This is a genomic window from Pseudomonas sp. MH10 (assembly GCF_034353045.1).
Classification (GTDB): Bacteria; Pseudomonadota; Gammaproteobacteria; order Pseudomonadales; family Pseudomonadaceae; genus Aquipseudomonas.
In genome coordinates this window covers 2338142-2351928 of record NZ_CP133783.1, presented here as the reverse complement: position 1 = coordinate 2351928, position 13787 = coordinate 2338142, and the positions used below count along the sequence as shown (strand labels likewise).

Sequence of the window (13787 nt, the reverse complement as noted above, 5' to 3'; positions counted from 1 at the left end):
TGCTCGGGGTTTCTTTTGCCTGCGATTTGACCGGCAATCTGTAGATACTGTCTTGTTGGCGAAGGTCTTTCGGACCTTGTCGCAGTTTCGACAGCTCCTGCGCAAATGTGTGCAACGTCAACACCGTGGGACCGAATTTATTCGGGAAGGCTTCAGTCTTGACACGCTGCAACCTCAAACAACACAACGTGCCACTCAGTTTGCTGCGCGACAGCGCACCGTCAACTCAGCTACGGGCTTTCAAAAAACGCCTTGGCATCCTCCAGATACTCAACGCGAGACTGAGGGTCTAGCTGCTCAGCGTAGAGGTCGATGAGTTTGGTTCGACGCAGCACTCGCATCTGGCGGTTGATGATTTCCATGGCTTCGCGCCCTTGGGTTGTGTCCGAACAGCCGACGTGGGCGAACTGATATTTGGCCGTGCCCATGACCGGGTAGAACGCAAGGTCGTTGGGGTCGATGTTCTGCTGTGTTGCGAGAAAGCGCGCCTCGGGCCAATAACTGATTAAAGCGTGCAATCGCCCCACGCGCTCCATCTGCAACAGGCTGCCGACCGCATCATTGCCATAATGCCGACTGACCTCATCAACTGAAGTGGTCCGAAGTATTTGATCGATCACCGGACCATAGCTGCGCTCTGCAACGATACCGAGCTTGATTTCTCGACTTGCCAACACCGCCTCAAGATCAACCTGGCCGTTCTTGATAAAAGGGCTAAAGCGTGAGATGTCATCGCGGCGAATCACCATGCCGTTACTGATCACCGCATAGGTTGGAATTGAAAAAATAATGGTCTTGGCGCGCTCGGCGGTCCAGAGCAACGTTGGGTCACAGGTAAACGTCGCTTCACCGAGCATCTGCAGGCCCCGGGCGCGGTTGACATGCAGCAGCAGATGATCGTACTCAGGCATCCCGGCGATCAGCAATGGCATCAGCTTATCAATGGCGCCTTGCCCCTTCTGCGGGCCGGAGTTAATGGTGAGGGGCGGAAAGTCTCGCAGTAGCCACATCAGGGTGTCTTTGGCCATACCGACGCGCGGGATGCATAGAAACGTCAGCGTGATCAGTGCGAGTTTCGCGCTGGATTTGGCAGGTAGCAGGAAGCGGTAGGCCATCAATGATTCCATCCGCAAAAAAGTGACTGAATTATAGCGCCATATAGATGACGTCTTGTTCGCCAAATCAGAATCGTACCTCAAGTCAAGGCCGCCTTCAGCCATATGTCAGCCGAACGCTGCCCCACCCGCTCATAAATAAAGGCATTATCAAACCGTTGCCGGACCATCGCCGTCGTTGAACAGGTTTGCATCGGTTAGACTTGTCGCCTTTCCCCGTACCTAGAAGTCCGTTCATGGCCCAGCCGTCCACGACCTACAAATTCGAACTTAACCTCACCGACCTTGATCGTGGAGTGTATGAGAGCGTCAAACAGACCATCGCGCGGCACCCTTCCGAAACTGAAGAACGTATGACCGTGCGATTGCTCGCGTACGCTTTCTGGTACAACGAGCACCTATCGTTTGGGCGTGGTCTGTCAGAAGTAGACGAACCTGCGCTGTGGGAAAAAAGCCTCGACGACCGTGTTTTACACTGGATTGAAGTCGGTCAGCCAGATGCGGATCGTCTCACCTGGTCGTCGCGGCGAACCGAACGTACCAGTTTGTTGGCCTATGGCAGCCTGCGTGTTTGGGAAACCAAGGTTATTCCCGTCGCGAAGAACTTGAAAAACGTCAATATCGCCGCCGTACCGCAAGACATTCTGGAAGTCTTGGCCAAGGACATGCCACGGGTTATCAAGTGGGACGTAATGATCAGCGAAGGGACGATTTTCGTCACTGACGACCGCGGCCAGCATGAGGTTCAGCTGCAGTGGCTCACCGGAGAGCGCGACTGATTTTCGTCGTCTCTGACTACACGGCCAACGTGGCCAAACGATAAAAATACCAGCGGAAACCGAATGCGTATCGAAGCTCGCCAGTTGCCTGACACTTTGCCGTTTCTTGGCGACTTACCCCCCTTGTTGACGCGTCTATATGCCGCACGCGGCGTGGTGTCCGAGGCGGAGCTGGACAAGAGCCTGGCGCGGCTGATTCCGTACCAGCAACTCAAGGGTATTGATGCAGCGGTCGATCTGCTGGTCATCGCGCTGAAAGAGCGCCAGCGCATTCTGATCGTCGGCGATTTCGACGCTGACGGGGCAACTGCCAGCACCGTTGGCGTGTTGGGCCTGCGTCTGTTCGGCGCGGCCCATGTCGATTACCTGGTGCCTAATCGGTTTGAATACGGTTACGGCCTGACCCCGGAAATCGTCGCGGTCGCGCTGCAACGTCAGCCGCACTTGTTGATCACAGTGGACAACGGCATTTCCAGCGTCGAAGGCGTGGCGGCGGCCAAGGCGGCGGGTTTGACGGTGCTGGTCACCGATCACCACTTGCCCGGCCATGAGCTGCCCGCCGCCGATGCCATCGTCAACCCGAATCAGCCCGGTTGTGAATTTCCCAGCAAAGCCCTGGCGGGCGTAGGCGTTATCTTCTACGTGTTGATGGCCCTGCGCGCCCGCTTGCGCGACAGCGGTTATTTCGAGGCCAACCAACAGACCCAGCCAAACCTCGGTGAACTGCTGGATTTGGTCGCGTTGGGCAGCGTTGCTGACGTCGTGCCGTTGGACGCCAACAATCGCATTCTGGTACATCAAGGTTTGCTACGGATTCGTGCCGGTCGTGCACGGCCGGGGCTCAAAGCAATTCTCGACGTCGCCCGCCGGGAAGCTTCACGCATTACTTCCACCGACCTGGGTTTCATCATCGGGCCGCGCTTGAACGCGGCCGGGCGTCTGGACGACATGAGCCTGGGTATCGAATGCCTGCTCTGCGAAGACGAAACCCTGGCCCGTGAAATGGCCGGGCGTCTGGATGATCTGAACCAGGACCGCAAGTCCATTGAGCAAGGTATGCAGCGCGAGGCGCTGGCCCAGCTCAAGGACTTGCCGTTGGAGTCGATGCCGTTCGGTTTATGCCTGTTCGAGACCGATTGGCACCAAGGCGTGATTGGCATCCTTGCCTCGCGCATGAAAGAACGTTATCACCGCCCGACCATTGCCTTCGCCAGCGCGGGGGAGGGTGTGCTCAAGGGCTCGGCGCGTTCGGTGCCCGGCTTTCACATCCGCGATGCGCTGGACGCGGTTGCCGCCAGGCACCCGGAACTGATCAGCAAGTTCGGCGGCCACGCGATGGCGGCCGGGCTGTCGTTGCCGGAAGCGAATTTTCCCGCCTTTGCCGAAGCCTTCGACGTCGAAGTCCGTCGTCAATTGAATGAAGATGACCTCACCGGGCGGCTCCTGTCCGACGGCACTCTGGCCGTCGAAGAATTTCACCTGGAACTGGCCCGCGCCTTGCGCAACGCCGGTCCCTGGGGTCAGCATTTTCCCGAACCACTGTTCCACGGCGTTTTCCAGTTGGTCGAGCAACGCATCGTTGGCGAGCGACATCTGAAGATGGTACTGAAAAGCGAATGCGGATCACTGAAACTCGATGGCATCGCCTTCAGTGTCGACCGGGAGATCTGGCCGAATCCAACCATTCGCTGGGTGGAACTGGCCTACAAACTCGACCTGAATGAGTTTCGGGGCAATGAAACGGTTCAGTTGATGGTGGCGCACATCGCTCCGCGTTAGAGCAGGTAAGTAGAAGAGGGGCACGAACCCTCGCTACCTCGGGTTGTCTACTAGGCTCTAAGCACGATCGCAAACGTTAATTAGAGTCTGGAAGTTTAACTTGAGAGGTGCCCATGAGCCTGCTGCTTGAACCCTATACCATCCGCGAACTGACCTTGCTCAACCGCATTGCGGTGTCGCCGATGTGTCAGTACTCCTGCGTCGACGGCCTGGCCAATGACTGGCATCTGGTCCATCTCGGAAGCCGTGCCGTCGGCGGCGCGGGTCTGATTTTTACCGAAGCCACCGCAGTGACCGAAGACGGTCGTATCACCCCTGAAGACTTGGGGTTGTGGAACGACAAGCAGATCGAGCCGCTGCAACGGATCACCCGCTTCATCGCCGCCCAAGGCGCGGTCGCCGGTATCCAACTGGCCCATGCCGGGCGCAAATCCAGTACGTGGCGACCTTGGCTTGGCAAGCACGGCAGCGTACCGATCAGTGAAGGCGGTTGGGTACCCGTGGGCCCATCTCCGATTGCGTTCGATCCGCAACACACCTCGCCGTCTCAGCTGGATGAACCGCAGATCCAGGACATCATCACTGCGTTCGTTGACGCCGCCAAACGCGCATTGATTGCCGGTTTTAAAGTGATCGAACTGCACGCTGCCCATGGCTATTTGCTGCACCAATTTCTGTCGCCGCTAAGCAACCAACGTCGCGACCAATACGGCGGCTCATTCGAGAATCGTATTCGCCTGACGCTGCAAGTCACCGAAGCCGTGCGCGCAATTTGGCCACAAGAGCTGCCCTTATTCGTGCGCGTCTCAGCGACCGATTGGGTGGAAGATGGCTGGAACCCCGATGAGACCGTTGAGCTGGCGCGGCGTTTGAAAGAGTTGGGCGTGGACTTGGTTGACGTGTCATCAGGCGGCACGGCGGCCAAGGCTGAAATTCCGGTAGGACCGGGCTACCAAACACGCTTTGCCGAACGCGTGCGCAAAGAAGCCGGCATCGCCACCGGCACCGTGGGCATGATCACCGAACCGGCACAGGCCGAACATATCCTGCGCACCGGTCAGGCCGACCTGATTCTGTTGGCCCGTGAACTGCTGCGTGACCCCTATTGGCCCCTCCATGCCGACGACGACCTCGGCGGCCGCAAAGCCGTCTGGCCCGCCCAATACCAACGCGCCACCCACCGTGACCAACCCATCCACGAATCTGATTTGCGCGATTGAAGGGATAGGCGGCGTGTCAGGCACGCCGCAGGTAATGTCGTCGCAGCTCCTACACGAGGCGCAGGCCTCAGCTTTTTCCAACCGTCCACGCGTCCCCAGCCGGCGCCGTCCCATGGTCGTACGGTTTGCCGAGCCACATGTAGATCAAGCCCAGGCCGATGACGATGGCGGTGGTCAGGACCATGGCGTAGTTGATGTACCACGGCGCGTCCGGGGTGCGAGGCCAAGCCATGTTGATGATCGCCAAAACGCCATAGATCAGCGCACCAAGATTGATCGGCAGGCCCCATTTACCAAGGCTGAATTGACCGCTGGGTATCCAGCCCCGTGCGCGGGCGAAGAGTGCCGCGAGCACGATCATCTGGAACGCCAGGTAAATACCGATGGCGGCAAAGCTGACGATGGTGGCGACCGCATCCTGCAACACGAAGCCCAAGCAAATGATCAGTGCCGGTAATATTCCCGCCAAAAAAACAGTGCCGCGACCGGTACTTGGGTATTGGGCGACAGACGTTTGAGCACGTTGCTGCCCACGATCATTTCATCTCGGGCGTAGGCGTACAGCAATCGGCTAGCGGCGGCCTGTAGGCTGATCACGCAGGAGATAAACGAAATCATCACCACGCCCATTACCACTTTCGAACCGGTGACACCGAACGCATTACTGAGAATGGTAGTCACCGGGTCTTTGTCGGTGCCATTGATTACCGCCGCCATGTCCGGCACGGACAGAATCAGCGCCAGGCACGCGAACATTGCTGCGGCACCGCCGATGTAGATGGTCATGCGCATGGCGCGGGGAATCATCTTGCTCGGGTTGGGTGTTTCTTCAGCCACGTCACCGCAGGCTTCAAAGCCGTAATAGAGAAACATCCCTGCCAGCGATGCGGTCAAGAATGCCGGCAGGTATGAGCCGTCGATGCGGATGTCGAAGGTATTGAACAGCACGCTGATCGGTTGGTGACGTTCGAAGATCAACAAGTACAGACCAACGATCACTGCGCCAATCAATTCGCACAAAAAGCCGAACATGGCGATGCGTGACAACACTTTAGTGCCGCTGAGATTAACCAGCGTCGCAAACAGGGTCAGCACCAACGCGATCACGATATTGGTGTTGTTACTGGGCTCAAAACCCAACATTGCGGCCAAGTATGGCCCAGCCCCCACGGCCACTGCGGCAATGGTGACGCACAAAGCAATCGCGTAGATCCAACCGACCATCCACGCCCAGCGCTTGCCCACCAAACGGCGCGCCCACGGGTAAACACCGCCGGATATTGGAAACTGCGACACCACTTCACCAAAGATCAGGCACACCAACAATTGGCCAATACCCACCAATAGATAGGCCCAGAACATCGGTGGCCCACCGGCTGCCAGGCACAGGCCGAACAAGGTGTAGACGCCAACCACCGGCGACAAGTAAGTGAAGCCGAGGGCAAAGTTTTCCCACAGGCTCATGGTGCGGTTGAAATTGGAGGTATACCCCAACTTCCTGAGTTGCTCGGCATCGCTGTCGGCGGCCGCAGTAAGGGATGGAACCGTCATATGTTTCTCCTGGAAATCGGCAGATTTTGGGTATGAGAATCCGCAGCCGTGCAGTCGCGCGCGACCCGGTTCAGTCGTTATTGTTGTGATCTCGATTACGGGTGAAACCGTGAGTCCGTCTGATCGCAGACTTGGGCAGTTCCTACAGTTTTAAAGCGCTTTCTGTAGGGCTGCCCAAGGCTGCGATCAACTTTTAATGCTTGAACATCACGTGTCTAACGGTGGTGTAGTCCTCCAATCCATACATGGACATATCTTTGCCATAACCGGACAATTTCTGCCCGCCGTGGGGCATTTCGCTGACCAGCATGAAGTGCGTGTTGACCCACGTGCAGCCGTACTGCAAGCGTGCGGCGAGCCGATGGGCGCGGCCGACATCGTTGGTCCACACCGAAGACGCCAAGCCGTAATCCGACTCATTGGCCCAGGCCAAGACCTGTGCTTCATCATCGAATTGGGTCACCGAGACCACCGGTCCAAACACTTCGCGACGGACGATTTCATCATCCTGCTGAGCGTCGGCCAACACCGTTGGCTCGAAGAAGAAGCCATTACCTTCCACCGCTTTACCACCGGTGATCAGGCGAATGTGTGACTGGGCAAGCGCGCGTTCAACGAAGCCTGCGACCCGGTCCCGATGCTGGGCCGAAATCAACGGACCCAGTTCGGTTGTCGGATCGTCTTGCAAGCCGACCTTAATGCTGCTGACGGCTTCGCCCAGTTGGGTGACGAATTTTTCGTAAATACCTTTCTGCGCATAAATCCGGCACGCGGCGGTGCAGTCCTGGCCGGCGTTGTAAAAGCCGAAGGTACGAATGCCTTCCACGGCGGCTTCAATATCGGCGTCGTCAAAAATGATCACCGGTGCTTTGCCGCCCAATTCCATGTGCATGCGTTTGACGCTGTCGGCGGTGCTGGAAATGATATGCGAGCCGGTGGCGATGGAGCCAGTCAGCGAGACCATCCGTACTTTCGGGTGGGTGACCAGCGGATTTCCCACGGTTTGTCCGCGACCGAATACCAGGTTCAGCACGCCGGCCGGAAAGATCTCGGCAGCCAATTCAACCAAGCGCAACGCGGTCAACGGGGTTTGTTCGGACGGTTTGAGCACCACGGTATTACCTGCCGCCAATGCCGGCGCGATTTTCCAGGCGACCATCATCAGCGGGTAGTTCCACGGTGCAATCGAGGCGACAACGCCCACCGGATCACGGCGGATCATTGAGGTGTGGCCGGGTAAATACTCACCGGCCGCCGAACCGCTCATGCAACGGCTGGCGCCGGCGAAGAAACGGAACACATCAGCAATCGCTGGCATTTCATCGTTCAGCGCAGCGTGATACGGCTTGCCGCAGTTATCGGATTCGAGTTTTGCCAATTCTTCAGCGTGGGCTTCGATGGCATCGGCCAGCTTCAGCAGCAACAGCGAGCGGTCCTTGGGCGCGGTCTGCGACCAGCTTTCAAACGCGGCATCGGCTGCTCGTACAGCGGCATCGACCTGAGCCTCGCTGGCTTCGTTGATTTCTACCAATACACGGCCCAACGCCGGGTTGAATACCGATTGGCTGGGGCCTTCGCCCGCGACCAAGTGGCCATTGATCAACAGTTTGGTTTGCATGGTTGGCTCCTACAGGGGAATTGGTTATTTACCACCACTGCCCGCGACGCTTTCGCCGCCGCGTGTCAGGTAATACGCGCCAAGGATTGGCAGCATAGTCACCAGCATCACCAGCATGGCGACCACGTTAGTCACCGGCACATCGCGCGGTCGACTGAGTTGATTGAGCAGCCAGATCGGTAACGTCCGCTCATGGCCTGCGGTAAAGGTGGTCACGATGATCTCGTCAAACGACAACGCAAACGCCAGCATCCCGCCCGCCAACAAGGCTGACCCTAGGCTGGGCATGATGATGTAGCGAAAGGTTTGCCAGCCGTCGGCGCCCAAGTCCATCGATGCTTCGATCAAACTGTGAGACGTGCGGCGCAGTCGGGCGACGACGTTGTTGTAGACGATGACCACACAGAAAGTCGCGTGGCCGACGATGATGGTGAACATCCCAGGTTCGATGCCCAGGGTCTTGAACGCCGAGAGCAGGGCGATACCGGTGATGATACCCGGCAGCGCAATCGGCAGAATCAGCATCAGCGAGATCCCGTCCTTGCCGAAGAAATCCCGGCGGTAGAGCGCAGCGGAGGCCAGCGTGCCCAGGACCATCGCAATCAAGGTGGCGAAGCAAGCAATTTCCAGCGAGAGCTTGATCGAGTCCAGCACATCCGGCCGCGAGAAGGCCACGCTGAACCACTTCAGGGTGAATCCCCGTGGCGGAAAGCTGAACGCGGCATCTTCGGTGTTGAAGGCGTACATGAAAATTATGAAGATCGGAAAGTGCAAAAACACCAGTCCGCCCCAGGCCGCAAGTTTCAGGCCCAGGGACGCTTCTGCCGCGCCGGTCGATGAGTTAAAGCGCATCGAAGGCCCCCAAGCGTTTGACGATGGACAAGTAAATCGCAATCAGCACGATGGGCACCAACGTAAACGCCGCCGCCATGGGCATGTTGCCGATGGCGCCTTGCTCGGCGTAAACCATGCTGCCGATGAAGTAACCGGGAGGACCGATCAGTTGCGGCACGATGAAATCGCCCAAGGTCAGGGAGAAGGTGAAGATCGAGCCGGCGGCAATCCCTGGCACTGACAGCGGCAATACTACGTTCATGAAGGTCTGGCGCGGCGTGGCGCCAAGGTCCGCAGAGGCTTGCAACAGCGACGGCGGCAAGCGCTCCAGCGACGCTTGAATCGGCAAAATCATGAACGGCAGCCAGATATAAACGAAGACCAGAAAGCGCCCCAGGTTCGAAGTCGACAAGGTGCTGCCGCCGATCTCGGGGATGCTCAGGACCAACTGTAAAACCGGTTCCAGTCCCAAGTGCTGAACGAACCACTGGGCAACGCCGCCTTTGGCTAACAGCAAGGTCCAGGCGTAGGCTTTGACGATGTAACTGGCCCACATCGGCATCATCACCGCGATGTAAAAAAACGCTTTGGTTTTGCCCGTGGTATAGCGCGCCATGTAATAGGCGATGGGAAACGCAATAATGCCGCTGGCAATCGACACCGCCACCGCCATGCTCAAGGTGCGGGTAATGATGTCGAAGTTGGCCGGGTTGAACAGTGCGGCGAAGTTGGCCGCGGTCAGGTCCGGCGTGACGGCCATGGTGAAGTCGTCGAAGGTATAGAACCCTTGCCACAACAGGGTCAGCAATGAGCCGAGGTACACCGCGCCAAACCAGGATAACGGCGCAATTAGCAGCAGCGCCAAGTAAAGATTGGGGCGTCGATACAGCAAGTTGGAAAACCGCCGTAAGGACGATTGCCTGAGCTGCGTCGCCGGATGAGTCATGGTCTGGCTCATGATTACGCGCCTTCGCTCAAGGCGGTTTCATGCAGCGTAATCATGGCTTCACGGGACCAGCGCGCGGTAAGCCGCTGACCGGTTTGGTGTTGCGCTGTGGTGTCCAGCCATTGGCTATTGGCGTGGCTGATGTTCAAGGTTTGGCCGTTATCGAGCGTGAGTTCGTAACGGGTGGCGCTGCCCTGATATTGAATGTCGAGCAGCAAACCACTGACCTGAATTTCATGACTGCCGGCCTGGCCTTCAGCGAACCGAATGTGTTCGGGGCGAATTGAAAAGGGCAGGGGGGTGCCGCTGAGGTGCAGGGCCAACTCACCGCGCAGCACGTTGGAGGTGCCGACGAATTCGGCGACAAAGGTGGTGGCCGGTTTCATGTACAAATTGCGCGGGGTATCGACCTGCTCGATGCGCCCCTTGTTGAACACGGCTACGCGGTCGGACATTGACAGCGCTTCGGTTTGATCGTGGGTGACGAAGATGAAGGTGATGCCAAGCTGGCGTTGCAGCTTCTTCAGTTCGCCTTGCATTTGCTCGCGGAGCTTCAAATCCAGCGCCCCCAGCGGTTCGTCGAGTAATAGCACGCGAGGCCGATTGACCAGCGCCCGTGCCAGGGCAACCCGCTGGCGTTGACCACCGGACAGCTGCACCGGTTTACGCTCGCCGTAGCCGTCCAGTGCAACCATGGCCAGCGCGTCCTGAGCGCGATTCAAGCGTTCGGTTTTGCCGACACCTTTGACCTTCAGGCCGTAAGCCACGTTGTCCCGAACGTTCATGTGCGGGAACAGCGCGTAATCCTGAAACACGGTATTAACGTCCCGCTCATACGGCGGCAGGCCTGCCGCTTCCTCGCCGTGAATGCGGATTGACCCTGCGCTCGGTTGCTCGAAACCGGCAATCAAGCGCAAACAAGTGGTTTTGCCCGAGCCCGATGGGCCGAGCATGGAAAAGAACTCACCGTCCTGGATGTCGATAGAAACCCGGTCAACGGCTTTCACTTCGCCGAACTGACGGGAAACGTTAGTGAACTGGACTGCAAGGGTCATGGTGTATGGCTCTGAAAGGCATTCTTTGTAGGAGCCAACACGTTGGCTCCTACAAAGGTGTTGATGGGGTTGCTCAGCGGCCGCCCATGATCGCGATGTAGTCCTGGGTCCAGCGGCTGTAGGGCACGAACTTGCCGCCTTCAGCTTGCGGTGTGGTCCAGAAAGCGATTTTGTCGAACTGGTCGAAACCGTTGGTGTTACAGCCCTCTGCCCCGAGCAATTCACTGGACTTGCACGCAGCTGGTACGGCTGGCAATGAGCCGAACCACGCGGCTACGTCGCCCTGGACTTTGGGTTGCAATGACCAATCCATCCACTTGTAGGCGCAGTTCGGATGCTTGGCATCGGCATGCAACATGGTGGTGTCGGCCCAACCGGTGGCACCTTCTTTTGGAATGGTCGAAGCCACCGGCTGTTTGTCGGTCTGCAGACCATTGACCATGTAGCCCCATGAGCTTGAGGCCGCGACACCTTCGTTTTTCACGTCGCTCATTTGCACCGTCGCGTCGTGCCAGTAGCGATGAACCAGCGCGTGTTGTTCACGCAGCACACCCAGCACGGCCTTGTACTGGGTTTCGGTCAGCTCGTAGGGGTTTTTGATGCCCAACTCAGGTTGAGTGGATTTCAAGTACAACGCCGCATCGGCGATGTAGATCGGGCCGTCATACGCCTGTACTCGGCCTTTGTTGGTTTTGCCGTCGGGCAAGTTCTGTTCCTTGAACACCACGTCCCAGCTCACGGGAGGGGTTTTGAACACATTGGTGTTGTACAACAACACGTTCGGCCCCCACTGATACGGCGTGCCGTAGGTTTGCTTGTTGACCACATACCACGGGCCGTTCACCAAACGCGGATCAAGGTTCTTCCAGTTCGGAATCAGCGCGGTATTGATAGGCTGCACCCGTTTACCGACGATCAGCCGCAACGACGCGTCGCCGGAGGCGGTCACCAAGTCATAGCCACCCTTGGCCATCAAACTGACCATTTCATCGGACGTGGCGGCGGTTTTGACACTGACCTTACAGCCGGTTTCCTGTTCAAACCCCGTCACCCAGTCATACGCTTTATCGCTTTCACCGCGCTCGATATAGCCCGGCCACGCCACAATATCGAGCTGGCCCTCGCCGGGTCCCACGGTTTTGAGCATTTCGGCTGCCTGCACACCACAACTGGTGAACAAACTGGTGACAACAGCGCTGAGTACGGCGGTCTTGAGCACTGACATGGGATTCCCTCTTCTTTAATTATGGTCGGGGCAGTGTCGGGGGCAGCTGCGAGCTACAAGCTTCAAGCTGCAAGAGGTTTATTGCTCTTACATTACTTGTAGCCGGAAGATCGCAAGGTTGTAGCCATTCTTCTTGTTTTTGATTTCGCTCTTGCTTGAAGCTTGCCGCTTATAACTCCATGCCGTGCTTGGCCATAATGTGCCGCACCACGCTGTAATCCTGCAGTGAGTCGCTGGATAAGTCCTTGCCATAACCCGAGCGCTTCAGGCCGCCGTGGGGCATTTCGCTAACCAACATGAAATGGCTGTTGATCCAGGTGCAGCCGTATTGCAACCGCGCGGCGACTTGCATGGCCTTGTCCAGATTCTGGGTCCAGATCGATGACGCCAGTCCGTACTCCGAATCGTTGGCCCAATCCACCGCCTGTTCCAGTTGATCGAAGCGGGTCACGGTCACCACCGGGCCGAACACTTCACGCTGGACGATCTCATCGCTTTGCTTGCAGCCCGCCAGCAGCGTCGGTTGATAGAAGAACCCAGGGCCGGAATGCACTGCCGCGCCGGTGACGCGCTCAATGTGTGGCTGGCCCAGCGCACGTTCGACAAAACTGGCCACCCGGTCGCGCTGACGTGTACTGATCAGCGGACCGATTTCATTGTCGGCGTCGCGTCTTCCGGCAAAGCGCAGGCTGCTGACCGCTGCGCCGAGTTCGGCGACCAAGCGGTCGTGAATGCCAGTTTGAGCATAGATTCGGCACGCGGCGGTGCAATCCTGGCCCGCGTTGTAATAACCGTAGGTGCGAACGCCTTCGACCACGGCCTGAATGTCGGCGTCGTTGCAGACGATCACCGGAGCTTTTCCGCCCAGTTCCAGATGCGTGCGCTTGAGGGTCTTGGCGGCGGCCTGGAGAATTTTCTGTCCGGTAACGATGTCGCCAGTCAGCGAGACCATGCGCACTTTCGGGTGGCTGACCAAATGGTTGCCGACGCCTTCGCCACCGCCGCAGATGATGTTGATTACCCCGCGCGGTAATAACTCGGCCAAGGCAGGGGCCAAGGCCAATATCGACAAGGGGGTGTGTTCGGAGGGCTTGAACACCAAGGTGTTGCCCGCCGCCAGCGCTGGGGCGATTTTCCAGGCGGCCATCATGATCGGGTAATTCCAAGGCGCGATGGAAGCCACCACGCCAATCGGGTCGCGGCGAACCATGCTGGTGTAGCCCGGCAGGTATTCACCAGACAGTTGCCCCATCTGGCAGCGCACGGCCCCGGCGAAAAAACGGAACACATCGACGGTCGCGCTCAGATCATCCTGACGCGCCAAGTGCAGCGGCTTGCCGCAGTTCAGCGACTCAAGGTGCGCCAGCAGGTCGGCCTGTTTTTCAATGGCGTCGGCAATCGACAACAGAATGACAGAGCGTTGCTGCGGCGTGGTTCGCGACCAACTGGCGAAGGCTCGATGCGCGGCGAGAATGGCGGCTTCCACCTGCTCGGTACTGGCTTCCGCAACACGGGTCAGCACCTCTGCGGTGGCCGGGTTGATGATCGGCTCGGCAAAGCCCTGGCCAGCGACCAGTTCTCCGTCGATCAGCAGTGCAGTGAATAATGGAGTCGGATTACCGGGCATTTTCGCTGTTCTCTTTTTAGGCAGGACGTCCATGGGCA

The 13787-nt window shown here is 58.1% G+C and carries 10 protein-coding genes and 1 pseudogene; 3 read left to right on the top strand and 8 right to left on the bottom strand.

The window, feature by feature from the left end; genetic code table 11:
* Nucleotides 1-230: 230 nt before the first annotated feature.
* On the bottom strand, nt 231-1067 hold the full coding sequence (locus RHM59_RS10515) for a TIGR02285 family protein (RefSeq protein ID WP_416194786.1): 837 nt from the start codon (nt 1065-1067) through the stop codon (nt 231-233).
* A gap of 284 nt (nt 1068-1351) precedes the next feature.
* Here RHM59_RS10515 and RHM59_RS10510 point away from each other — a divergent pair, with 284 nt between their 5' ends.
* The 3 genes from RHM59_RS10510 (at nt 1352) to RHM59_RS10500 (ending at nt 4893) form a co-directional block, all read left to right on the top strand.
* Nucleotides 1352-1894 (top strand): YaeQ family protein, encoded by a 543-nt coding sequence (locus RHM59_RS10510; RefSeq protein WP_322286523.1) that lies wholly within the window; start codon nt 1352-1354, stop codon nt 1892-1894.
* Nucleotides 1895-1957: 63 nt separating this feature from the next.
* Complete coding sequence (gene recJ, locus RHM59_RS10505; protein ID WP_322168016.1) at nt 1958-3673, top strand: single-stranded-DNA-specific exonuclease RecJ; 1716 nt, start codon at nt 1958-1960, stop codon at nt 3671-3673.
* Between the two features lie 113 nt (nt 3674-3786).
* Nucleotides 3787-4893: an NADH:flavin oxidoreductase/NADH oxidase gene (locus RHM59_RS10500; protein ID WP_322168017.1), complete on the top strand. Its 1107-nt coding sequence runs from the start codon at nt 3787-3789 to the stop codon at nt 4891-4893.
* Nucleotides 4894-4960: 67 nt separating this feature from the next.
* Here RHM59_RS10500 and RHM59_RS10495 read toward each other — a convergent pair.
* The 7 genes and pseudogenes from RHM59_RS10495 to RHM59_RS10465 all read right to left on the bottom strand — a co-directional run bounded on the left by RHM59_RS10495 (nt 4961) and on the right by RHM59_RS10465 (nt 13749).
* A pseudogene (locus RHM59_RS10495) lies at nt 4961-6444 on the bottom strand (APC family permease).
* 193 nt (nt 6445-6637) lie between these two features.
* The gene (locus RHM59_RS10490; RefSeq protein WP_322168018.1) at nt 6638-8062 is read right to left on the bottom strand and encodes a gamma-aminobutyraldehyde dehydrogenase; all 1425 of its coding nucleotides are present in this window, start codon (nt 8060-8062) and stop codon (nt 6638-6640) included.
* A gap of 24 nt (nt 8063-8086) precedes the next feature.
* The gene (locus RHM59_RS10485) at nt 8087-8914 is read right to left on the bottom strand and encodes an ABC transporter permease (protein ID WP_322168019.1); all 828 of its coding nucleotides are present in this window, start codon (nt 8912-8914) and stop codon (nt 8087-8089) included.
* Nucleotides 8904-9842, bottom strand: coding sequence for an ABC transporter permease (locus tag RHM59_RS10480; RefSeq protein WP_322170779.1), 939 nt, complete (start codon nt 9840-9842; stop codon nt 8904-8906). The genes RHM59_RS10485 and RHM59_RS10480 overlap by 11 nt, the downstream gene beginning before the upstream one ends.
* Before the next feature lie 14 nt (nt 9843-9856).
* Complete coding sequence (locus RHM59_RS10475; RefSeq protein ID WP_322168020.1) at nt 9857-10897, bottom strand: ABC transporter ATP-binding protein; 1041 nt, start codon at nt 10895-10897, stop codon at nt 9857-9859.
* Nucleotides 10898-10970: 73 nt separating this feature from the next.
* Entirely contained in the window at nt 10971-12122 is a 1152-nt protein-coding gene (ydcS, locus tag RHM59_RS10470) for a putative ABC transporter substrate-binding protein YdcS (RefSeq protein WP_322168021.1), read from the bottom strand.
* 169 nt (nt 12123-12291) lie between these two features.
* On the bottom strand, nt 12292-13749 hold the full coding sequence (locus RHM59_RS10465; protein ID WP_322168022.1) for a gamma-aminobutyraldehyde dehydrogenase: 1458 nt from the start codon (nt 13747-13749) through the stop codon (nt 12292-12294).
* Between the last annotated feature and the right edge of the window lie 38 nt (nt 13750-13787).

Coding starts and splice junctions, on each gene's coding strand:
- RHM59_RS10510 (WP_322286523.1), top strand. CDS start 1,352: ATGGCCCAGCCGTCCACGACCTACAAATTCGAACTTAACCTCACCGAC.
- recJ (WP_322168016.1), top strand. CDS start 1,958: ATGCGTATCGAAGCTCGCCAGTTGCCTGACACTTTGCCGTTTCTTGGC.
- RHM59_RS10500 (WP_322168017.1), top strand. CDS start 3,787: ATGAGCCTGCTGCTTGAACCCTATACCATCCGCGAACTGACCTTGCTC.
- RHM59_RS10490 (WP_322168018.1), bottom strand. CDS start 8,062: ATGCAAACCAAACTGTTGATCAATGGCCACTTGGTCGCGGGCGAAGGC.
- RHM59_RS10485 (WP_322168019.1), bottom strand. CDS start 8,914: ATGCGCTTTAACTCATCGACCGGCGCGGCAGAAGCGTCCCTGGGCCTG.
- RHM59_RS10480 (WP_322170779.1), bottom strand. CDS start 9,842: ATGACTCATCCGGCGACGCAGCTCAGGCAATCGTCCTTACGGCGGTTT.
- RHM59_RS10475 (WP_322168020.1), bottom strand. CDS start 10,897: ATGACCCTTGCAGTCCAGTTCACTAACGTTTCCCGTCAGTTCGGCGAA.
- ydcS (WP_322168021.1), bottom strand. CDS start 12,122: ATGTCAGTGCTCAAGACCGCCGTACTCAGCGCTGTTGTCACCAGTTTG.
- RHM59_RS10465 (WP_322168022.1), bottom strand. CDS start 13,749: ATGCCCGGTAATCCGACTCCATTATTCACTGCACTGCTGATCGACGGA.